The organism is Streptomyces sp. NPDC090088 (assembly GCF_044747345.1).
Lineage (GTDB): Bacteria > Actinomycetota > Actinomycetes > Streptomycetales > Streptomycetaceae > Streptomyces.
Genome location: NZ_JBIVDZ010000006.1, coordinates 707,545 through 728,527, shown reverse-complemented (window position 1 = coordinate 728,527; position 20,983 = coordinate 707,545). Strand labels below are relative to the sequence as shown.

17 protein-coding genes are annotated in these 20,983 nt (G+C 71.7%); 4 read left to right on the top strand and 13 right to left on the bottom strand.

Annotation, left to right across the window (positions count from 1 at the left end; all coding sequences use genetic code 11):
- The coding region (locus ACIPSJ_RS31115; RefSeq protein ID WP_359213107.1) for a hypothetical protein at window positions 1-306 on the top strand (306 nt) is incomplete at its 5' end.
- Between the two features lie 138 nt (window positions 307-444).
- On the opposite strand, the gene ACIPSJ_RS31110 is transcribed toward ACIPSJ_RS31115, so the two are convergent.
- Complete coding sequence (locus tag ACIPSJ_RS31110; protein ID WP_401350950.1) at window positions 445-1,452, bottom strand: stage II sporulation protein M; 1,008 nt, start codon at window positions 1,450-1,452, stop codon at window positions 445-447.
- 130 nt (window positions 1,453-1,582) lie between these two features.
- Between ACIPSJ_RS31110 and ACIPSJ_RS31105 the strand changes: the two genes are divergently transcribed.
- On the top strand, window positions 1,583-2,650 hold the full coding sequence (locus ACIPSJ_RS31105; protein ID WP_401350948.1) for an RDD family protein: 1,068 nt from the start codon (window positions 1,583-1,585) through the stop codon (window positions 2,648-2,650).
- A gap of 107 nt (window positions 2,651-2,757) precedes the next feature.
- Here the strand turns inward: ACIPSJ_RS31105 and ACIPSJ_RS31100 are convergent, their stop codons facing one another.
- From ACIPSJ_RS31100 to ACIPSJ_RS31060, 9 genes are all read right to left on the bottom strand, one after another.
- On the bottom strand, window positions 2,758-3,375 hold the full coding sequence (locus tag ACIPSJ_RS31100; RefSeq protein ID WP_359213101.1) for a hypothetical protein: 618 nt from the start codon (window positions 3,373-3,375) through the stop codon (window positions 2,758-2,760).
- Window positions 3,376-3,579: 204 nt separating this feature from the next.
- The gene (gene ahcY / locus ACIPSJ_RS31095) at window positions 3,580-5,037 is read right to left on the bottom strand and encodes an adenosylhomocysteinase (protein ID WP_401350946.1); all 1,458 of its coding nucleotides are present in this window, start codon (window positions 5,035-5,037) and stop codon (window positions 3,580-3,582) included.
- 328 nt (window positions 5,038-5,365) lie between these two features.
- Window positions 5,366-6,346 carry a cation diffusion facilitator family transporter gene (locus ACIPSJ_RS31090; RefSeq protein WP_401350944.1) on the bottom strand — a complete coding sequence of 327 codons (981 nt, stop codon included), beginning with the start codon at window positions 6,344-6,346 and terminating at the stop codon, window positions 5,366-5,368.
- Between the two features lie 108 nt (window positions 6,347-6,454).
- The gene (gene manA, locus ACIPSJ_RS31085; RefSeq protein WP_401350942.1) at window positions 6,455-7,606 is read right to left on the bottom strand and encodes a mannose-6-phosphate isomerase, class I; all 1,152 of its coding nucleotides are present in this window, start codon (window positions 7,604-7,606) and stop codon (window positions 6,455-6,457) included.
- A 171-nt stretch (window positions 7,607-7,777) separates the two neighbouring features.
- The gene (locus tag ACIPSJ_RS31080; RefSeq protein WP_401350941.1) at window positions 7,778-8,905 is read right to left on the bottom strand and encodes an SIS domain-containing protein; all 1,128 of its coding nucleotides are present in this window, start codon (window positions 8,903-8,905) and stop codon (window positions 7,778-7,780) included.
- Between the two features lie 70 nt (window positions 8,906-8,975).
- The gene (locus ACIPSJ_RS31075; RefSeq protein ID WP_015659983.1) at window positions 8,976-9,146 is read right to left on the bottom strand and encodes a Trm112 family protein; all 171 of its coding nucleotides are present in this window, start codon (window positions 9,144-9,146) and stop codon (window positions 8,976-8,978) included.
- A gap of 115 nt (window positions 9,147-9,261) precedes the next feature.
- Window positions 9,262-10,626: a phosphomannomutase/phosphoglucomutase gene (locus ACIPSJ_RS31070; protein WP_359213084.1), complete on the bottom strand. Its 1,365-nt coding sequence runs from the start codon at window positions 10,624-10,626 to the stop codon at window positions 9,262-9,264.
- A 629-nt stretch (window positions 10,627-11,255) separates the two neighbouring features.
- A complete protein-coding gene (locus tag ACIPSJ_RS31065) occupies window positions 11,256-12,872 on the bottom strand; it encodes an L-lactate permease (RefSeq protein WP_401350991.1) in 1,617 nt (538 codons plus the stop codon).
- A 184-nt stretch (window positions 12,873-13,056) separates the two neighbouring features.
- Window positions 13,057-13,431, bottom strand: a complete 375-nt coding sequence (locus tag ACIPSJ_RS31060) for a DUF3499 domain-containing protein (RefSeq protein ID WP_359213081.1) — start codon at window positions 13,429-13,431, stop codon at window positions 13,057-13,059.
- Between the two features lie 329 nt (window positions 13,432-13,760).
- On the opposite strand from ACIPSJ_RS31060, the gene ACIPSJ_RS31055 reads away from it, so the two are divergent.
- A complete protein-coding gene (locus ACIPSJ_RS31055) occupies window positions 13,761-14,213 on the top strand; it encodes a metallopeptidase family protein (RefSeq protein ID WP_355717486.1) in 453 nt (150 codons plus the stop codon).
- A gap of 23 nt (window positions 14,214-14,236) precedes the next feature.
- Here ACIPSJ_RS31055 and ACIPSJ_RS31050 read toward each other — a convergent pair whose 3' ends face one another.
- From ACIPSJ_RS31050 to ACIPSJ_RS31040, 3 genes are all read right to left on the bottom strand, one after another.
- Window positions 14,237-15,727, bottom strand: coding sequence for a DUF5719 family protein (locus ACIPSJ_RS31050; protein ID WP_401350939.1), 1,491 nt, complete (start codon window positions 15,725-15,727; stop codon window positions 14,237-14,239).
- Entirely contained in the window at window positions 15,724-19,386 is a 3,663-nt protein-coding gene (locus tag ACIPSJ_RS31045) for a glycosyltransferase (RefSeq protein WP_401350937.1), read from the bottom strand. The genes ACIPSJ_RS31050 and ACIPSJ_RS31045 overlap by 4 nt, the downstream gene beginning before the upstream one ends.
- 196 nt (window positions 19,387-19,582) lie before the next feature.
- The gene (locus ACIPSJ_RS31040) at window positions 19,583-19,846 is read right to left on the bottom strand and encodes a WhiB family transcriptional regulator (RefSeq protein ID WP_003975777.1); all 264 of its coding nucleotides are present in this window, start codon (window positions 19,844-19,846) and stop codon (window positions 19,583-19,585) included.
- Between the two features lie 617 nt (window positions 19,847-20,463).
- Here ACIPSJ_RS31040 and ACIPSJ_RS31035 point away from each other — a divergent pair.
- Complete coding sequence (locus tag ACIPSJ_RS31035; protein WP_359213073.1) at window positions 20,464-20,958, top strand: cysteine dioxygenase family protein; 495 nt, start codon at window positions 20,464-20,466, stop codon at window positions 20,956-20,958.
- Window positions 20,959-20,983 lie beyond the last annotated feature (25 nt).

The following is a 20,983-nucleotide window of genomic DNA, read 5'->3' as shown; positions in this document are numbered from 1 at the left end:
CTGGCGTTGACTTTTGGCACGCTGTTGAGTTCTCAAGGAACGGTCGCTTCCTTTGTACTCACCCTCTCGGGCTTTCCTCCGGGCTTCCCTTCGGTGTTTCCAACCTTACCAGATCCGTTTTCCGTTCCGTTTCCGGTCGGAATTCATTTCCGGTGGCCGTTGGAGGGCCTTTGCCTTTTCGGTTGCCTTCCGGCTCCCTTTCGGCGATTCCGACTTTATCAGAAGTTCTTGGCCGTTCTGACCGGCCGCTCATTTCTGAGTAAATCGGGAGTGGCTTCGATGTTCGGAGAGAAGTCTCCGTTATGAAGCAGATCGATTCTAACGATCAGCCCTGAACCTGTCCAATTCTAGGCAACTGTTTGAATCTACCTCCCCACCCGACCCGTGTCAACGGGTCTTCCGGGGCGAAGAGGAGACTAGCAGCTCACGGGAGGTCTCCGCACATCAGGCGGCCGTTGGGACGAACGCACTGCGCTCGGCCTCCTCCAGGTCGCCCGTCTCGCCGACGCGCGCGGCCCGTCCGCCGAGGACGAAGACGTACGCCAGGAAGGCCAGCTCCGCTGCCACCCCGATGCCTATGCGAGCCCAGGTGGGCAGGCCGGACGGGGTGACGAAGCCTTCGATGGCACCGGAGACGAACAGGACCAGGGCCAGGCCGATCGCCATGCCCACGGCTGCGCGCCCCTCCTCCGCCAGGGCCGCACGACGACTGCGCGGGCCCGGGTCTATCAGGGTCCAGCCGAGACGGAGTCCGGTGCCGGCGGCCACGTAGACCGCGGTGAGTTCGAGCAGCCCGTGCGGGAGGACCAGGCCGAGGAAGGTGTCGAGACGGCCGGCCGAGGACATCAGGCCGAAGCCGACGCCCAGGTTGAGCATGTTCTCGAAGAGGATCCAGAGGACCGGGAGGCCGAGGAAGACGCCCAGGACCAGGCACATCGCTGCGGCCCTGGCGTTGTTCGTCCACACCTGGGCAGCGAAGGAAGCCGCGGGGTGGCTCGAGTAGTAGGTCTCGTACTCGCCGCCGGGCCGGGTCAGCTCGCGGAGCTGGCTGGGGGCCGCGATGGTCGCCTGCACGTCCGGATGCGTGCCTATCCACCAGCCCAGGAGGATCGCGATGGCGGTCGAGAGGAGCGCGGTGGGGACCCACCAGTGACGGGAGCGGTAGACGGCGGCCGGGAATCCCTGCCCGAGGAAGCGGGCGACATCGCGCCAGGAGGCGCGGCGGGTGCCGGTCACCGCACTGCGCGCGCGTGCCACGAGCTGGCTGAGGCGTCCGACGAGCTGGGGATCGGGAGCGCTGGACTGGATCAGGGAGAGATGGGTGGCGGTGCGTTGGTAGAGGGCGACGAGTTCGTCGGCTTCGGTTCCGTTGAGGCGCCGCTGCCGGCGCAGGAGCGCGTCGAGGCGGTCCCACTCGGCTCGGTGTGCGGAGACGAAGACGTCGAGGTCCATCGGGTCTGCCTGCTCCTCGGCTGGTCGTCGACTGTCTGTCTTAGCTGTCAGCTTGTCGTACTGCGGCACGATGCGCCCTCAGCTTGGCAGACTTGCTCCGTACAGGGCAGACCAGGGGAAGGCGGCGGGCGTGAGTGAGCTGGTGACGGGCGAGGCGGTGGCGCTCGAACTGCGTCCCGCGAAAGTGCCCAGCAGGGCGCTGGCGGTGCTGCTCGACCTGATCGTGGCCATGATCGTGTACATCGGGGTGACGATCGGCCTGGTGGCGGCCACTGCTTCGCTCGATGAGGCCGCGCAGATCGCGCTGTCGATCGCCACCTTCCTGTTGCTGCTGGTGGGCGCGCCGATCGCGGTGGAGACACTGAGCCACGGGCGCTCGCTCGGGAAGATGGCCTGCGGACTGCGCGTCGTACGCGACGACGGCGGGCCGATCCGCTTCCGGCACGCGCTGGTGCGTGGTGCCCTCGGTGTGGTCGAGATTCTGATGACGTTCGGGGTCGTCGCCTGTATCTCCTCGCTGGTCTCGGCGCGTGGGCGGCGACTGGGCGACGTGTTCGCCGGGACGCTGGTCGTGCGGGAGCGGGTGCCCGTCGGGCAGGCCCGTTTCATTCCGCCGCCTCCGCCCTGGCTGGCCGGACGATTCGGTGAGCTGGACCTGTCGGCGGTGCCGGACGGGCTGTGGCTGGCCGTACGGCAGTACCTGACGCGGATGCAGCAGCTTGATCCGCAGGTCTCCTGGGCGATGGCGGAGCGGCTCGCGACCGATCTCGCGAACCGGACGGGGACGCCGGCTCCGCAGGGCATTCCGCCGGCCGCGTATCTGGCGGCGGTGGTGCAGGAGCGGCAGGCCCGTGAGGCCCGGCGGGCCTTCGCCGAGCATGCCGCCTCTTCCGCCCCCGGGGCACCCGGCACGTTCGCTCCGCCGGCGCCGACTGCTCCCCATGGGTACGGCCCCCCGGTGCCGGGTGCTCCGTACGGATACGGACAGGGCTACGTTCCCCCGGTTCCTCACCAGGGCTACGCCCCTCCGGTGCCGCTGGCCCCTGCGCCTCCCACCCCGTATCAGCCCGTACCGCCAGTGCCGACTGCGATGTATCCGCCGCCGGTGGAGCAGGCTCCGGCCCCAGCACCCGTCCCTCCGCCGACGCCGACGCCGACGACCGAGCGGCCGTCCACCGGTTTCGTACCGCCGGCGTAAGCACGACCCGGCACATCCAGCGCATCCACCACATCCGGTCCGTCCGGCCCTCCGGCGCGTCCGGCGTGGTCAGTCGTGGTCGGTGGTCAGTGGTCAGTGGTCAGTGGTCAGTCGTTGAAGACGGACGGTGGCGACTGCAGGTCCTCCAGCTCGATCCCGGGCGCTGCCAGGACCACGTCGCCGGCGAGGTGCACGGTGTGCTGTTCACCGGTGTCCAGGGCTGTGACCTGGTATTTGTCCACGGTCAGGGGGCCATTGTCAGTGGCGTGTGTTTCTCTTTCCAGCAAGGCCCAGGACTGGTCCACGGTGCGTGGGGCGAGGACCGGGGCCGTGAAGGCCACGAGGCGTACGCGGGTCGCGGCGGCGGAAGGGGTGAGGCGCAGGAGGCGGGCGGTGGCGATCAGGAACGCGGGGGACGTGCCGGTGAAGGCGTGCGCGCGCACATTGCCTTCGGTGGCTTGAGTGCCGGTGGGGTCCGTGCGGACCCAGGTGACGCCGTCGAGGGCGGCGGCGCGCACCTGCCAGCTCCCGGCGTGGAGTTCGAGGCGGATGGGGCGGCCGAGTTCGTCGAGGGCGAGATCGACGGAACCGGTCTGGTCACCGGAGGGGGTGGTCACTTGGGAGACATAACGCCAGCCGGAGGGGCCGGGGGCGCACTGGAAGTGTTCTTCGCCGAGGGGGGTGTGATCGTGCGGATCGTGGAGCGAATAGCGGCCGCGGGGCATGGGGGTCCTGGGGCTTGACGGGGGAAGGGTCCGGCGCCCGGTCCGGTCGTACGGCCGGAGGGGTGGTCGGCGGACCAATGGGACAGGCCCCCGGCACGGGGGTGCGGGGGCCTGTCCCGGTGGACCGGAGGACCTGCCTCCGGGGAGCGCGTCCGGTGCACGGGCGCGTTCCCCGGGGGTCGGGGCTCGGACTCGGTACCGGACTCAGTAGCGGTAGTGGTCCGACTTGTACGGACCCTCGACCTTCACGCCGATGTACGAGGCCTGCTCGGGGCGCAGCGTCGTGAGCTTCACGCCGAGCGAGTCCAGGTGCAGGCGGGCGACCTTCTCGTCGAGGTGCTTGGGCAGCGTGTAGACGCCGACCGGGTACTCGTCGGGCTTGGTGAACAGCTCGATCTGGGCCAGCGTCTGGTCCGCGAAGGAGTTGGACATCACGAACGACGGGTGGCCGGTGGCGTTGCCCAGGTTCAGCAGGCGGCCCTCGGAGAGGACGATGAGCACCTTGCCGTCGGGGAAGGTCCAGGTGTGGACCTGCGGCTTGACCTCGTCCTTGACGACGCCGGGGACCTTGGCGAGGCCGGCCATGTCGATCTCGTTGTCGAAGTGGCCGATGTTGCCGACGATGGCCTGGTGCTTCATCTTGGCCATGTCCGAGGCCATGATGATGTCCTTGTTGCCGGTCGTGGTGACGAAGATGTCGGCCTTGTCGATGACCTCGTCGAGGGTCGTGACCTGGTAGCCGTCCATGGCCGCCTGGAGCGCGCAGATCGGGTCGATCTCGGTGATGATCACCCGGGCGCCCTGGCCGCGCAGGGACTCCGCGCAGCCCTTGCCCACGTCGCCGTAGCCGCAGACGACGGCGGTCTTGCCGCCGATCAGGACGTCGGTGGCGCGGTTGATGCCGTCGATCAGGGAGTGGCGGCAGCCGTACTTGTTGTCGAACTTCGACTTGGTGACGGCGTCGTTGACGTTGATCGCCGGGAAGAGGAGGACGCCGTCGCGCTGCATCTCGTACAGGCGGTGGACGCCGGTCGTGGTCTCCTCGGTGACGCCGCGGATCTCGGAGGCCAGCTGGGTCCACTTCTGCGAGCCGTCCGTGATGGTGCGGTGCAGGAGTTCGAGGATGACGCGGTGCTCGTCGGACTCGGCGGTGTCGACGGACGGGACCTTGCCGTCCTTCTCGTACTCGACGCCCTTGTGGACGAGGAGGGTGGCGTCACCGCCGTCGTCGAGGATCATGTTGGGGCCGCCGGTGGGGCTGTCCGGCCAGGTCAGCGCCTGCTCGGTGCACCACCAGTACTCCTCCAGGGTCTCGCCCTTCCAGGCGAAGACCGGGACACCCTGCGGGTTGTCCACCGTGCCGTTCGGGCCGACGGCGATGGCGGCGGCCGCGTGGTCCTGGGTGGAGAAGATGTTGCAGGACGCCCAGCGGACCTGCGCGCCCAGGGCGACCAGGGTCTCGATCAGGACGGCGGTCTGCACGGTCATGTGCAGGGAGCCGGTGACGCGGGCGCCGGCCAGCGGCTGCGCGGCGGCGTACTCCTTGCGGATCGACATCAGGCCGGGCATCTCGTGCTCGGCGAGGGTGATCTCCTTGCGGCCGAACTCGGCCAGGGAGAGGTCGGCGACCTTGAAGTCCTGTCGGTTGTCGACAGTCGTCATTGCGAACTGCTCCTCGGGGTTGGGACGAGGGTGGGTACGGCTGGTCTGCGCGGCGGCGGACACAGGGTGCCCGAGAAGAGGACACAGGCATGCCCGCGTGCGCGCAGCGCAGTCCGTCGGAGGCCCTCTCTCCCTCGGCCGGTCCGTGTGGGACCGCCCGACCGCCATCAGCAGCGACGTCTGGCTCCGTCCCAAGCTACACCGGAGGAGCGGGCGGCCCCCAGTCCGCCTCCGAACAGTTCACGCCGTTCGAGGGGTGGGGACGGCGCGGAAGAGTGCGGGCCCGCCTCCCCGAGTGGGGAAGCGGGCCCGTGCTGTCGGCCAGGGATCAGTGGCCGGCCGGATGCGGGGTGGGGCCGCCCGGGGTGGCCTTCGGGTCGGGGCCCTTGGCGGCCTCGGCCTCGCTGTAGATGTCGGGTTCGAGGTAGATCACGCGGGCGATGGGGACGGCCTCGCGGATGCGGGCCTCGGCGGCGTTGATGGCCTTCGCGACCTCGGCGGCCGTGTCGTCGTGCTGGACGGCGATCTTGGCGGCGATCAGGAGTTCCTCGGGGCCGAGGTGGAGGGTGCGCATGTGGATGATGCCGGTGACCGTGTCGCCGTCGACGATCGCGGCCTCGATCTTCTTGACCTCCTCGACGCCGGCGGCCTCGCCGAGGAGGAGGGACTTGGTCTCGGCGGCGAGGACCAGGGCGATCAGGACGAGCAGCACGCCGATGCAGACCGTGCCGATGCCGTCCCAGACGCCGTCGCCGGTGAGCAGGGCGAGACCGACGCCGAAGAGGGCGAGGACGAGGCCGATGAGCGCGCCGAAGTCCTCCAGGAGGACGACGGGCAGCTCGGGGGCCTTGGCGCGGCGGATGAACTGGGACCAGGACAGCTTGCCCCGCAGTTCGTTGGACTCCTTGATGGCCGTGCGGAAGGAGAAGCCCTCGGCGATTATGGCGAAGACGAGGACGCCCACCGGCCAGTACCAGTGCTCCACCTCGTGCGGGTGGCTGATCTTCTCGTAGCCCTCGTAGATGGCGAACATGCCGCCGACCGAGAAGAGGACGATCGAGACGAGGAAGGCGTAGATGTACCGCTCGCGGCCGTAGCCGAAGGGGTGTTGCGGGGTCGCCTCGCGCTGGGCCTTCTTGCCGCCGATGAGCAGCAGGAACTGGTTGCCGGAGTCGGCGAGCGAGTGGACGCCCTCGGCGAGCATCGACGAGGAGCCGCTGAACGCGAACGCCACGAACTTCGATACCGCGATCGCGAGGTTGGCGCCGAGTGCCGCCACGATCGCCTTGGTGCCGCCTGACGCGCTCATGTGTTCGCGTTGTCCCTTCTCGTACTCGTCTTCGCCGGCTCTCGTCTTTGCCCGTGCTTTGCCGGTGGGCCATTCTTGCAGCCCTGTCCCGGGAGGGACGCGGGCCCCTCAGATGATCACCGTGGCACGGAAGACCGTGCCCGCGCCCGACACCTCGGCCTTCTCGCCCGCGGGAACGAACACCGACTGCCCGGGGGCGAGGTCGTACTCGCCCGTGCGGACCGTGCCGGCCGTGCAGAGCAGGATCTGCGGGGTGGGCAGGGTCAGGTCGTGGGCGGTGGTGCCCTCGGGCAGGACGTACCGGGAGAGCCGGAACTCGTCGATCGGCGTCTCGTAGACCTCCTCGCCGTCCGGGGCCGCCTCGGGGCGCAGCACACCGGCGTCGGCCGCCTCGAAGCGGACGATGCGCAGGAGTTCGGGGACGTCGACGTGCTTGGGGGTCAGGCCGCAGCGCAGGACGTTGTCGGAGTTGGCCATGATCTCGACGCCGAGGCCGTTGAGGTAGGCGTGCGGGATGCCGGCGCCGAGGAAGAGAGCCTCGCCGGGCTGCAGCCGGACGTAATTCAGGAGCATCGCGGCGATCACACCGGGGTCGCCCGGGTAGTGGTGCGCGATGTCGGCGTACGGCAGGTAGTCGCCGCCGAGGCGGGTGCAGGCGGCCGTCGACTCGGCGACCGTGTGGGCCATCTCCTCGCGGTCGGCGGTGAGGATCGCGGTGAGGACCTCGCGCAGGGCCGCTTCCTCGGGGTGGGCGCGCAGCAGGTCGACGTACGGCTTGAGGGAGTCGACGCCGAGGCCGTCGAGGAGTTCGGCCGCCTGCTCCGGAGCGCGGAAGCCGCACAGTCCGTCGAACTCGGTGAGCGCGCAGATCAGTTCGGGCTTGTGGTTGGCGTCCTTGTAGTTGCGGTGCGGGGCGTCCACCGGGATGCCGCGCCGCTCCTCGTCCTCGTAACCCTCCCTGGCCTGCTCCAGGTCGGGGTGGACCTGGAGGGAGAGCGGGGCGCCGGCGGCGAGGATCTTGAGCAGGAAGGGCAGGCGCGGGCCGAACCTGGCCACGGCCGCCTCGCCCAGCTCGGCCTTCGGGTTCGCGTCGATGATGTCGACGAGCGTGCCGCGCTCGGTGCGCGAGGGGGCGCCCGGGTGCGCGCCCATCCACATCTCCGCCTGCGGCTCGCCGCTCGGCTCGACCCCGAGCAGCTTCGGGATGGCGGTCGGGGAACCCCAGGCGTAGGGGCGGATGGTGTTGTCGAGGCGGTCCATGACTTCTCTCTGCGCTCTGCCGGTTCTGTCTGCGTAAGGCGCGGTACGGCGGCGAGTCACGTCGTGCGGCGTCGCGCGGCGATCGTGTTCACCTTGTGTTCCGCCACCGGTCCGCCCTGGTACGGCCCTCAGGCCGTCCTTCGTACGGCGGGCCCGGTGTCGGTGTCCACCTCAGGCCCCGGAAGCGAGCGTGAGGTAAACGGCGGCGAAATCGGTGACGGCGATCAGTTCCGCCAGGGTCTCCAGCTCGTCGCCCGCCTCGGGCTCCAGTTCGCTGATCGGGGTGTCGTGGCCGAGGGCGAGGTCGCGGGCGGCGGGCGCGGCGGTGAGTCCGCCGATGGGCCGGTCGCGGAGCAGCACCACGCGCGCGTGCAGCGCGGGCGCCTCCTCCACGCGGTCGCGGAAGAAGTCGTCGGGGTCGGCGCTGGCGGCGAGCGGACCCGCGAGCAGGGCGGTGTGGGCCGCCAGGGCCTCGGGGAGTTCCGCGACCAGGGCGGGGCGGCCGGCCAGTTCGGCGAGGGCCGCGGCGAAACGGCGGCCCGCGGGGCCGGCGGATTCGCCCTCCGTCCAGACCACGGGGAGCGCGTCGGCGAGTTCCGAGGCGAGGGTCTTGGCGGGGTTGCTGTAGGTCACGATGGCCGGGCCGCAGCGCTCGGCGATGTGGTCGAGGCGGTCGGCGACCTTCTCCAGGGACTCCGGCGGGGCGGTGAGCAGGCCGATGCGGTCGAGGAGCGCGAGCAGTGGGGTGAGCAGTGCCCACAGGACGCCCGGGGAGGAGCCGGCGAGGGGTTCGCCGTGGTCGTACGGTGCTGTCGCCATCGGCATGAACAGGCCGTGGGCGCCGGCCACCGCCTCGGCGAGCGGGGTGCCGGCGGGGGCGACGGCGGCGACCGAGCAGCCGCGCCGGTAGGCCTGGTCGGCGAGGAGGGAGAGGCTGGGTTCGGTGCCGTCCGGGGTGGCGATCAGCAGCAGGTCGACGGATCCTGCCCAGCCCGGGAGCTCCCAGCGCAGGGCGCCGGCGGCCGGGGCGACGCCGGTGGGGGCCAGGCGGGTGACGGGGCTGCCGGGGCCGGCCAGCGTGCCGAGGAGGTCGGCGGCGTGGGTGGCGGCGACTCCGGGGCCCGCGATCAGGACGGCGCGCGGGCGGCCGTCAGGCTTCAGCTCCTGGACACCGGCCTCGGTGGCGTGCCGGGCGGCCGTACGGACGCGGGCGCCGGCCTCGGCCGCACCGCGCAGCAGACCTCGGCGGTCGGCCTCGGCGAGGCCCTCCGGGGCGTCGAGCAGCGATTCGTCGAGCATGGGAGCGGCCTCCGGTTGCCGAGGTCCTTGTCCTGGTGTGGTGCGGTTGTGGGAATTGCTGCTGTGCTGCTTACGCCGGGCGGCGGGCCTCGTCGACGAGGAGGACGGGGATGCCGTCACGGACGGGGTACGCCAGGCCGCAGTCCTGACCGGTGCAGATCAGCTCGGCCTCCTGCTCCTTGAGGGGGGCGTGGCAGGCCGGGCAGGCGAGGATCTCCAGGAGGCCGGCTTCGAGCGGCATGGGGTTTCCCTTCGGGGGCGGGATGTTCGCGTGCGGTCAGGTTACCGCCGGTGGGGTGGGTTGGGCTGGCCACGGGTGACGGGTGACCGTCCGCCGGAGCGACCGCCCAGGGGGCTCAGCCCCTGATGATCGCCAGTACCTCGTCCCGCACCTTCGTCATCGTCGCCTCGTCCCTCGCCTCCGCGTTCAGGCGGAGCAGCGGTTCGGTGTTGGAGGGGCGGACGTTGAACCACCAGTCGGCGGCGGTGACGGTGAGGCCGTCGAGGTCGTCCAGGGTGAGGTCGTCGCGGTCTCCGTAGACCGCGCGGATCTCCGCGAGGCTGGCCCGCTGGTCGGCGACCGTGGAGTTGATCTCGCCGGAGCCGGTGTAGCGGTCGTACTGGGCGACGAGCGACGACAGGGGTGCCGTCTGGCCGCCGAGGGCCGCGAGGACGTGCAGGGCGGCCAGCATGCCCGTGTCGGCGTTCCAGAAGTCCTTGAAGTAGTAGTGGGCCGAGTGCTCGCCGCCGAAGATCGCGCCGGACTTCGCCATCTCGGCCTTGATGAAGGAGTGGCCGACCCGGGTGCGGACCGGGGTGCCGCCGTTCTCCCGGACCACCTCGGGGACGGTCCAGGACGTGATCAGGTTGTGGATGACCGTGCCCTTGCCCCCGTTCTTCGCCAGTTCGCGCGCGGCGACGAGGGCGGTGATCGCCGACGGGGAGACCGGCTCGCCGCGCTCGTCCACGACGAAGCAGCGGTCCGCGTCGCCGTCGAAGGCCAGGCCGAGGTCGGCGGACTCCTCGCGGACGCGCCGCTGAAGGTCGACGATGTTGGCGGGGTCGAGCGGGTTGGCCTCGTGGTTCGGGAAGGTGCCGTCCAGCTCGAAGTACATCGGGACCAGGGTCAGGGGCAGGCCCTCGAAGACCGTCGGGACCGTGTGGCCGCCCATGCCGTTGCCCGCGTCGACCACGACCTTCAGGGGGCGGATGGAGGCGAGGTCCACGAGGGAGCGCAGATAGGCCGCGTAGTCCGTCAACGTGTCGCGGGTGGTGATCGTTCCCGGCGTGGCGGCCGGTTCGGGGGCGCCCTCCTGCGACCAGCGCTCCGCCAGCTCCCGGATCTCCGCCAGGCCCGTGTCCTGGCCCACCGGCGCGGCGCTCGCGCGGCACATCTTGATGCCGTTGTACTGCGCCGGGTTGTGCGAGGCCGTGAACATCGCGCCGGGCAGGCCGAGGGCGCCCGAGGCGTAGTACAGCTGGTCGGTCGAGCACAGGCCGATCTCGGTGACGTCGACGCCGCGCGCCGCCGCGCCGCGCGCGAAGGCGCGGGTCAGACCGGGCGAGGAGGGTCGCATGTCATGGCCGACGACGATCGCGGCGGCGCCGGTCACCTGGACGAACGCGGCGCCGAACAGTTCGGCGAGCCCCTCGTCCCACTGGTCCGGGACCACCCCGCGCACGTCGTACGCCTTCACGATCTGCGACAGATCAGCAGCCACGGGCCAACCCTCCTGAATTCCCATCGGTCGCCCCAAACTACCTGGCCCGGGTAAGGGCCGGACGCGGATCCCCCGGCGGACTCCGGACCGACTTCCCGAGGACATCCCCCCGTGATCCGCGACGATCCGACACCGGTCCGGCTCGGTCCGAAACCTGCCCTGCACGGTCCGGTGTCCGCTCCATTCGGTCCGCCGTCCGCCCGATTCAGTCCGATGCGGTCCAACACGGTCGATGCGGCCCAACGCAATCGATGCGGTCCGAGGCGAACCGATGGCACAGCCCGACTCGCTCCGGCGCTGCCCGACTCACTCCGATGCTGCCCGACACACGCCGAGCCGCCCGGTGGCGCCCATACGCGCGCCACCGCGATTCAGACGCGATCGCACACGATCAGCCAGAACCAGCGACGCAACCCGGCGCGTTCCGGACCGCTGCCCGACGCACTCCGAGCCGTCTCGACGCGCTTCGAGCCGCCCCGAGCCGCCCCAAGGCACAGCAAGCCACCCCGATGCGCGCCGTCGCGATCAGGCGCAGCCGGCCAGGACCAGCCACGACTTGCCGCGACCGGACAAGACCGGCCCTCCCGAGGCCCGCCCCGTGCCCCTCGCCCCCAGCCTCACCCTCACCCTCACGGCAGCATCCACCCCAGCACCGGCGAACTCTGTCCCACCACGATCAGGCACATCACCAGGAGCAGGCCGAGGCTCCACGGCAGTACCTTGCGCAGCAGGTCGCCCTCGCGGCCGGCGAGGCCGACGGCGGCGCAGGCGATCGTGAGGTTCTGCGGGGAGATCATCTTGCCGAGGACGCCGCCGGAGCTGTTGGCGGCCGCGAGGAGTTCCGGTGAGAGGCCCGACTCGTGCGCGGCGCTCACCTGGAGGGCTCCGAAGAGGGCGTTGGCCGAGGTGTCGGAGCCGGAGACGGCGACGCCGAACCAGCCGAGGACCGGGGAGAGGAAGGCCAGACCCGCGCCGGCCGCCGCCACGAAGTGGCCGATGGTGGCCGCCTGTCCGGAGAGGTTCATGACGTAGGCGAGCGCGAGGACGGACGTCACGGTGAGGATCGCGAACCTCAACTCCCGTACCGTCGCCGCCCACTCCGTGACCGCCACGCGCGCGTGCACCCGCAGCACGGCCGCCGTGGCCACGCCGGCGAACAGGACGAGCGTGCCGCCCGTGGAGACGACCGGCCAGGTGAAGAGGTTTCCGCCGACCGGTTCGCCCTTCGGGTTGACGACGTCCAGGAAGGGCCAGTCGTAGACCTGGGTGGCCCGCGCCAGCCAGTCCTTGACGGCGGGGATCTGGGCGACGGAGAAGATCACGACGATGAGGGCGTACGGGGCGTAGGCGCGCAGGACTTCGGGGCGCGGGTCGGGTTCGTCGAGGTCCGCGCTGCGGGCGCCGGTGAGCACGGCCGCGCGGACCTCCTCCGTCGCGGGCACGCGCGCGTGCGGTACGGCGAGCAGGGCGGCCGTGCCGGCCAGGGCGGCGCAGATGTCGGCGAGTTGGGCGGAGAGGTAGTTGGAGGCGGCGAACTGGGCGACGGCGAAGGCGGTTCCGCACGCCAGGGCGGGGACCCACGTCTCACGCAGCCCGCGCGCGCCGTCGACCAGGCCGACCAGCACCAGCGGCACCACCAGGGCGAGCAGCGGCGTCTGGCGGCCCACCACCGAGGCGACCGAGTCCAGCGGCAGCCCGGTGACCTGGGCGAGTGTCACCACGGGAGTGCCCATCGCGCCGAAGGCGACCGGGGCCGTGTTGGCGACCAGGGAGACCACGGCCGCGCGGACCGGGTCGAAGCCGAGGGCGACGAGCATGACCGAGCAGATCGCGACCGGGGCGCCGAATCCGGCCAGTGCTTCGAGGAGGGCGCCGAAGCAGAAGGCGATCACCAGGGCCTGGACGCGCGGGTCGTCGGAGAGTCGCCCGAACGAGCGACGCAGCACGTCGAAGTGCCGGGTGCGGACCGTCATCCGGTACACCCACAGGGCGTTGACGACGATCCACAGGATCGGGAACAGGCCGAACGCGGCGCCCTGGGTGGCGCTGGAGAGCGTCTGGCCCAGGGGCATGCGGTAGACGAGCGTCGCGACGAGTACGGCCGCGAGAAGGCCGCACAGGCCCGCCAGGTGGGCTTTCGTACGGACACCGCCGAGCAGGACCAGGACGATCAGCAGCGGCAGGGCGGCGACGAGGGCGGACAGACCGAGCGAGCCGGCGACGGGTTCCAGTTCCTGGACGTACACGGGCGCCTCCCCGGATTCCGACATGCGGAAAGCGATTTCCCGCCGACGGTTACCCGGAATGGTCGTGTCCGTGACAAGCACACGTCAATGGGCGTGCGTCACTGAACGGAACGCGAGCAGAGGGGGATCGCAAGAGAAGGAACGATTCGCCACCCACAGGGGTGCCGACTGTTCCGAGGGGACGTCAGTTGTCCGGTGACCGCAGCACCCGCAGATGGCCGCGCCGCGCGACCTCCATCGGGTCCGCGCCGCGTCCGCCGCCGCCCGCCTGGGCCGCGCGCTCCTGCGGGCGGGCCGCCTCGCGCACCGCGTTCGCGAGCGCCTCCAGGTCGTCCCCGCTCGGCCGCGCGGGCGCGGAGCCGTCGAGGAGCCGGACGACCTCCCAGCCGCGCGGGGCGGTGAGGCGCTCGGAGTGCTCGGCGCACAGGTCGTAGCAGTGGGGTTCGGCGTAGGTGGCGAGCGGGCCGAGGACCGCGGTCGAGTCGGCGTAGACGTACGTCAGCGTCGCGACGGCGGGTCGGCCGCAGGCGGTTCGCGAACAGCGACGTACAGGGCTCACGACGTTGGACGGTACCGCACTCTTGAGCGGGCCGCGACGACTCTCCCCCAGGTCACTCCACCGTGTCGTGTTGTGAGACGCCCCACACACCCCTCCGGACACGCCTCGCTGACCTGGGTGGACGGTGCCGTTCGGGATCTCGGGCGGCACCGCATCCGGTCATGACTCGGTACAAACACCGTCAATTGCCTTGAGTTCGTCGGTCTCGTAGGGATACGGAAACGAGCCCAACCTTGGCTGGAATGGTCATCCTGCGACATGTCGCTCCGGGGGGTGTTGGCGCGCGGAGCGGCACGGCGGGAGCCCGCGAGGACTACGCTTCACCAGTGATGGAGAACCGTGTACCGCCCCGTGCCGCCGACCCCGGGCCTCGTCGACGCGATCGCCACGGTCGGGGAATGCGCGGGCCGATCGCGCCTCCTCAGGTGCCGCTGGCCGCGAGCCGCGCCGACGTGTTCGCGGACCTGGTGCAGGACTCCGTGGAGCGGCTGGAGCGGCGCTGGCCGCAGCTCGCCGACATCGATTTCCTGGTCCTCGAAGTGCCCCGGCTCCAGGACCGGCACGGGGAGAGCTGGAGCGACGAGGCGGTGCCGCTGGGCGGCATCATTCCCGCGCGCGAGGGACGGCGGGCGCGGGTGGTCGTCTACCGGCGGCCGGTCGAGATCCGCACCAAGGGACGCGACGAGCGGGCCGCGCTGGTGCACGAGGTCGTGGTGGAGCAGGTCGCCGAGCTGCTCGGACTCACCCCGGAGACGGTGGATCCCCGGTACGGCGAGGACTGAGCACCCGGCGCCCCCGCCCCGCATCACTTCTGCAGCACCGACACGTCCTGGTCCGCCTCCGGTACGGCCACCGTGCCCCGGTCGTCCGGGAGGGTCTGGATCGTGAAGCCCGGAACGCCCTCCTCGGTGGCCGCCAGGGTGCGGGCGCCGTAGACCGGGGCGCCGGAGAGCGGTTCCACGGTCAGGGCGTAGGTGCCCTTGAGGCCGGACGGGACCGGGGCGGCGATGTCCTGGGTGGTGCCGGACTTGATCGTGAACGTCTTGGACACCGCCGTGCCGCCCTCGCTGCCCGCCGACGCCGTGACCTTGACCTGTGCGGTGCCGGTGGGGGCGGTCAGGGAGAGGGTGGTGCCCTTGCCGCTGTTGTCGGCGGACGTCGCGCGCGTGCCGATCGGCGCGGTCGCCGGGATGTACGCCGTCTCCTGCTTGCCGGGCTTGCCGCGGGTGACGCGCAGGGCGGCGACCACCGGCACGGACTGGTCGGTGGGCGTGAGGATCAGCGAGCCCGCCTCGCCGCGCGTGACGTCACCGAGGTCGGCCGCGGTGGTCATGCCCGACTTCACGTGCAGCGTCTCGTTGCCGGCCGGGGTGATGGTGCCGTCCGGGGAGGCGAGGCGCACCTTAAGGTCCGCGTCGTTGTCGCCGGGGGTGAAGGCGATCAGCCGCACGTCCGTGGCGTCCTTGGGGATGCCGGGCAGCACCAGGCTGCCCGCCGGGTCGGCGGCGGCGGCCAGCCAGTCGCCGCCGGTCTTGTCGTCCAGGGCCTGCACGCTCGCCCCGACCCGGCCGCTGCGCACGTTCACGTGCACGGTCAGGTCGGTCTGCCGCTCGTCGGAGAGCGTGGACAGCAGGACCGGCTCGCTGGCGTTCGGCGGGACCGTGATGCCCTCCCCCACCGTGGACTTGAGCTGGCCGTCCTTGCCGTACAGCTCGATGTCGACGACGGCGGCGCTGTCGTCGGGGTTGGTGAGGTGCACGTAGTCGGTGCGGCTCGCGGCGGTGCTGGCGCCGGGGAACCAGAAGTCGGTGTCGGCCGGCGTGCAGTTGACCCCCTGGAGGCCGCGTCCGGTGCCCGCGGCGACCTCGGTGGTCTCCTGGACGGTCCAGCCGGACGCGTACTTGCCCTCGGCGGTGCCGACGTAGGCGGGCCCGTCGGCGCCGGAGGTGTCACCGGTGACCGGGGTGCCGGGCGCCTTCGGGGTGAGGACCGGCTTGGCGGCCTTCTTCTTGCCGCCGCCCGTCCCGTCCGCGGACTGCTCGGTGGCCGCCTGCAGCGCGGCCTTGCCGTCGCTCGCGGCGCCCTTGGTGACGGGCGTGAACGACGTGTACGAGGTGTCGGCGATGTCGGACAGGCTGGGCGCCGGGCACAGCAGCGTGGTGCGCTCCACGGGCAGCTGGGCGGCCGCCTCGGCGGTGTGCGCGGGGGTCGCGGCCGGCTGGTCGAGCGCGGCGAACCCGGTGACCGCCGCGAGGGCGGCCGTACCGGCGAACAGGGACAGGGTGGTGCGGTTCACTGCTGCTGGCTCCCGTCGTGGTGCTCGCCGCCGGTGCCGTGGTGCTGCTGGGCGGCCGGGTCATAGGCGGGGTCGTAGCCCTGCTGGTACGTCGGGTCGTACTGCGGCTGCCCCTGCTGCCCGCCGTAGGCGTACGGGTCGTACTGGCCGGTCTGGTAGGGGTCGTACGTCTGCTGGTCGTAGCCGCCGGTCTGGTACTGGCCGGTGCCCGGGTCCTGGTACTCGGCCGCGTAGGCGGCGTTGTATCCGTCGGCCGCCGGGTACGACGCCGGGTCCCACTCGTCGTACGACTGCTGGTGCGGGACCGCGACCGGGGGCTGGTCCCCCTCGGCGTCCGGAACGGGCACCGGGAAGTCGGTGCCGTCGTCCGGAGCCGTCTCCTCCTCGGCCTCCGCCTGGGCGCGCAGGCGGCGGGCGCGGCGGCCCTCGCCCTCGACGGCCTGGGCGGGGATCGGCTGCTCCTCGGGGAGGTCGTCGTCGACGTCGCGGCGGCGGCCCGGCAGGGCGAGGACGACCAGGACGACGGCGAGCGCGCCCTGCGCCCACAGCCAGGCGATGTGGGCGACCGGGGTGTCGTAGGTGACGTCGAGCTTCCCGCCGGAGGAGGGCAGCGCGAAGCCCTGGGCCCAGCCGTCCACGGTGGTGCGGGTGAGCGGCTTGCCGTCCAGGGTGGCGGTCCAGCCGGCCGCGGCCGAGTCGGCCAGGCGCAGGATCCGGCCGTCGGCGCCGGACGGGACGGTGGTGTGGATGTCGACGGGTCCGGCGGCGACGGAGACGGGCGTGCCGGAGCCGTTGGCGGAGACGATGGTCGCGCGGGAGACCTGCTGGTCGACGCGCCACAGGGCGCCGCCGTCCTGCTGGCTGAGCCGGCTCAGGCCGGGCGTGGCGTCCAGCACGCGCGTGACGTCACGGGGTGCGCCCTTGTGGACGAGCACGTAGCGCACCGCGAACCCGCCGAGCTGGTCGGCCTGGTCGGCGCCGGAGCCGGCGACCAGGTTGGCGACGACCTTGTCGAGCTGGGCGTTCTCGCCGTCGGCCGCGGCGGCCTCGGCGTCTCCCATGCGGGCGCCGGAGCCGCGCACCAGCATGTAGTCCACGTGGGCGGTGCTGTCGCTGTCGAGGACGAGGGTGCGGACCTGGTCGGTGGTGCCGCTGTCCTCGGCCACGAACGCGGGCACCTGGGTGGGGTCCCGGCGCTCGACCGGGCCGTCGGCGCCCGCGATCATCCAGCCGGCGGCGAGCAGCAGCGGGCCCGCGGCGGAGGCGAAGGCGATCAGGGCGGCGACCGGCTGGCGCCAGCCGAAGCTCTGCTCGGCGACCCGCGCGCGTGCCCCGTCGGCGCCGAGCGCTGCGGCGGACAGGATCGCGATGCCGTAGACGAGGGTCGCGGGGCCCGCCCAGGTGGAGCCGTTGGAGAGCACCGCGAAGACCAGGCCGATCAGGGCGACCACCCAGGCGGTGCGGACCGCCGACTGGCGCTCGGAGCGCAGCAGGGCGGCCAGCGCGGCCAGGACGACGCCGATCAGCATCAGCCCGTCCACCGTGCCGGGGCCGCCCGGGCTGGCGCCGAGCAGGTCCAGGGCGGAGGCGGCCGAGGCGCCGTACTCCAGTCCGGCCTCCTTGAAGAAGCCGGACGGCAGCAGGGTCAGCGACCAGGGCGCGAGGACCAGCAGCGGGGTGCCGAGCTGGACCAGCAGCCGCAGGCCGGAGGCGACCAGGTCGGTGCGGCGGATGGCCAGCACGGCGACGCCGAGGACCAGGGCGATCGGCCAGACGATCGGCGTGAACGCGGTGGTGATGGTCAGCAGCAGCGCGTACGCCCAGGTGGCGCGCCAACTGCCGCGCGCGCCGGAGGAGTTCGCGAGGCCGCCGGCCGCGACGCCCGCGCGGGCGATCAGCGGCAGCAGGATGGCCAGGACGGCGGTGCCGATGCGGCCGCCGGCGAGGGCGCCGGTGGCGGCGGGCAGGAAGGCGTAGGCGATGGCCGCCCAGGCGCGCAGCAGGCGCGAGGTGACCAGCGGCCGGGAGGCGAAGTAGGCGGTGAATCCGGCGAGCGGCACCGAGCAGACCAGCAGCACGGTGACCGCGAGCCCGGTCGAGCCGAACAGCAGGGAGGCGAACGAGGCGACGATCGCGAGATACGGCGGGGCGGACGGGGTGCCGCCGGCGCCGACCGCGTGCCAGGCGTCCAGGTAGCGGGACCACAGCTCGCCGGAGGTGCCCGGGGCAGGCAGCAGGGCGCCGCCCGCGAGCGCGCCGGTGCCGAGCAGGGCGCGGCAGGCGACCAGCGCGAACAGCAGCAGCACCAGGAAGAGCACCGGGCCCGGCTTGCGGGCGATGCGCTTGAGGCGGGCGAACTGCTCGATCTCCAGGAAGTCGGCGTCGTCGCCGCCGGGGCCGGACTCGACCGCGCCGCCGTGCCGGCCGGCCGCGGAGATCTCGTCGTCGCCGCCGAAGAAGTTGCCGGCGACCTGTTCGACGGTGGCCCGGACGGTGGCGCCGGGCGGCGGGAACAGCGGGCGCAGCTCGCCCTTGTCGAGCTGGGAGGGGCCGCGCCTGCGCCGTCCGGCGATGATCCGCTCGGGCCGCAGCAGGGTGCCGAGCAGACCGCGGATCTCGTCGAGGGCCTGTCCGGGGACCTTGCCGACGAGGTAGGCGACCGTGCGCAGCAGGGTGCCGAGGACCAGGCGGAACAGGATCCAGGGCAGCGCGGCCGTGCGGGCGTTGACCAGCAGGGTGTAGATCGCGCCGGCCTTGTCGACCTTGTGCGGGGAGGTGGCGGTGCGGCCGGCGCAGTCGACGGCGCGGCGCTCGCGGGAGGCGGCCTCGGCGTGCCGTACGAGCGCCTCGGGGGCGACCAGGACGCGGTGGCCGGCGTTGTGCGCGCGCCAGCACAGGTCGACGTCGTCGCGCATCAGGGGCAGCCTGCGGTCGAAGCCGCCGAGCTCCTCGAAGACGTCGCGGCGGACCAGCATGCCTGCGGTGGAGACGGACAGCACGGGGCGCACGTGGTCGTGCTGGCCCTGGTCCTGCTCGCGGCGGTCCAGGCCGGTCCAGCGGCGGCCGGAGTTGGCGATGGTGACGCCGACCTCGAGGAGCTGCCTGCGGTCGTACCAGCCGCGCAGCTTGGGGCCGACGATCGCCACGTCGTCGCGGCCCAGCTCCATCTCGTTGTCCACGACCCGCAGCAGCTGGGCCAGGGCGTCGGGTTCCGGGGCGCAGTCGTCGTGCAGCAGCCAGAGCCACTGGACGGGCTCGCCGTAGGGCAGTTCCGGCATGTCGTACGCCTCGTCGCGCCACTGGCGCGTCACGGGGTCCCAGCCGCTGGGCCGCTTCAGGTACGGCAGCTCGTCCGGGGTGAGGACGGGCGCGGTGCGGCTGACCTCCTCGACGGCCTGGCCGAAGCCGGTGCGGCGGGCGAGGTGCAGCACGTTGCCGTCGCCGAGGGACTCGGTGAGCAGCCGCGCGGAGTCGTCGGCGCTGCCGGTGTCGGCCGCCACCGCGTACTGGACGGGGCGCTCCTGGCCGAGCAGCCCGGCGAGCGCGTCGGGCAGCCAGCGGGCGCCGTCGTGGGAGACGAGGACCGCGGTCACCACATGACGCGGAAACTCTGGTGTGGCAGCGGTGTCTTGGGCTGCCGTGTGGCTGTGCACGGACATCGAGGTACGGGCCCCGGTTCGATGGACTGCGGTGGACTCCTGCGCCCGCTGGTGGCGGCGAGGCGTCTCGGACGAGCGACCACACTATCGGCTGGGCATGTCGACGGCCCGCCGCCTGTGGATAACCCACCGGCGACGGGCCGTTAGCGCAGATCAGATGTGTGCGTTGTGTGGACGCCCGCTTCACGCGCCCGCTTCAGACGGCGGCCTTCTTGAGCCGGCGGCGCTCCCGCTCGGACAGTCCGCCCCAGATGCCGAACCGTTCGTCGTTGGCGAGGGCGTACTCGAGGCACTCGGAGCGCACCTCGCAGGCGAGGCAGACCTTCTTGGCCTCTCTGGTGGAGCCGCCCTTCTCGGGGAAGAAGGACTCGGGGTCGGTCTGGGCGCACAGCGCGCGCTCCTGCCAGCCGAGTTCCTCGTCCGCGTCGTCGACCAGCAGTTGCTGCACCAGCTCGGTCATGTGCGCCCCTCGTCTGTCTTTCGCGTCCCCGTGCCTGGCCGTTACCGATTTCGGCTGAACGACACGAGTGAAATTACAAGTGTGCTGCTCCGGGCGAGTCAAGCCGAGATCTGCTATTGGGCCCGTTATTCACTCTGCGGAACCAAGGCCGAGCGGAAAGTGTTCAAATCGCCATAAACCTTGACATGCAGACGAGACCCATGAGGGCCCCCGACCCCATACAGAGGCTGTACGAAGAAGGACGCCCAGATGTTCGATCGCGTTCCGAGGTGGCTCGCGCGCCCGGTTGTGCGCCATGTGTCCCGGGTGGTTGATGAACAAACCTTTCGGCAGCCAGGTGAACCGGATGAGGTGAAACATGTCCCACATACCGGGCGTCGAGTTGACACGCGAGGTGTGAACCGATGTGCTTGTGGGCATGCTCGCGAACTTGGCGCTCACCTCGACCCGCACCGCCGGGTCCCACGGTGCTGCCCGTGCTCGCTGTAGCTGTTGCTGTTCCAGCTGTTGAGCCGTAGCCACACCCCGGCCGCTCCAGCTGCAGACCGAGTCCCCCGGACTCGGTTTTCGCATTTCGTTCCCCTCTGACCTTCTTCACTGAGGAACCACGCACCCCCATGAACAGCGACAACGACCTCCAGATCGCCGGCGACATCCTCGAAGTCCCGCACCTGCTGCAGCCCCCGCGCGAGCACCCGGTGACCGTGGCCGAGTTCGTCGGCCTCGCCCGGGCGATCGCCGCGGACCGCGCGCAGTGGGAGCACCTCGTCGAGTACGACGCGACCAGCCGCTGGTACCACCGGCTGCGCACCGGTCCCGGCTACGAGGTCTGGCTGCTGTCCTGGGTGCCCGGACAGGGCAGCGGACTCCACGACCACGGCCGCTCCTCCGGCGTGCTGACCGTCCTGGAGGGCACCCTGACCGAGCGCACCGAGCGGGGCACGCGCGCGTTGGGCGCCGGCGCGCAGCGGGTGTTCGCGCCGGGGTACGTGCACGAGGTGGTGAACGACGCGCTGGAGCCGGCGGTGAGCCTGCACGTCTACTACCCGGGCCTGACCGACATGCCCATGTACACCACGCAGAGCTGCGAGGCGCGTCCCGTGACTGCGTGACGCGTTGTCGGACCCGCCTGCAAGA

Coding starts and splice junctions, on each gene's coding strand:
- ACIPSJ_RS31110 (WP_401350950.1), bottom strand. CDS start 1,452: ATGGACCTCGACGTCTTCGTCTCCGCACACCGAGCCGAGTGGGACCGC.
- ACIPSJ_RS31100 (WP_359213101.1), bottom strand. CDS start 3,375: ATGCCCCGCGGCCGCTATTCGCTCCACGATCCGCACGATCACACCCCC.
- ahcY (WP_401350946.1), bottom strand. CDS start 5,037: ATGACGACTGTCGACAACCGACAGGACTTCAAGGTCGCCGACCTCTCC.
- ACIPSJ_RS31090 (WP_401350944.1), bottom strand. CDS start 6,346: ATGAGCGCGTCAGGCGGCACCAAGGCGATCGTGGCGGCACTCGGCGCC.
- manA (WP_401350942.1), bottom strand. CDS start 7,606: ATGGACCGCCTCGACAACACCATCCGCCCCTACGCCTGGGGTTCCCCG.
- ACIPSJ_RS31080 (WP_401350941.1), bottom strand. CDS start 8,905: ATGCTCGACGAATCGCTGCTCGACGCCCCGGAGGGCCTCGCCGAGGCC.
- ACIPSJ_RS31075 (WP_015659983.1), bottom strand. CDS start 9,146: ATGCCGCTCGAAGCCGGCCTCCTGGAGATCCTCGCCTGCCCGGCCTGC.
- ACIPSJ_RS31055 (WP_355717486.1), top strand. CDS start 13,761: ATGGAGAACCGTGTACCGCCCCGTGCCGCCGACCCCGGGCCTCGTCGA.
- ACIPSJ_RS31045 (WP_401350937.1), bottom strand. CDS start 19,386: ATGTCCGTGCACAGCCACACGGCAGCCCAAGACACCGCTGCCACACCA.
- ACIPSJ_RS31040 (WP_003975777.1), bottom strand. CDS start 19,846: ATGACCGAGCTGGTGCAGCAACTGCTGGTCGACGACGCGGACGAGGAA.
- ACIPSJ_RS31035 (WP_359213073.1), top strand. CDS start 20,464: ATGAACAGCGACAACGACCTCCAGATCGCCGGCGACATCCTCGAAGTC.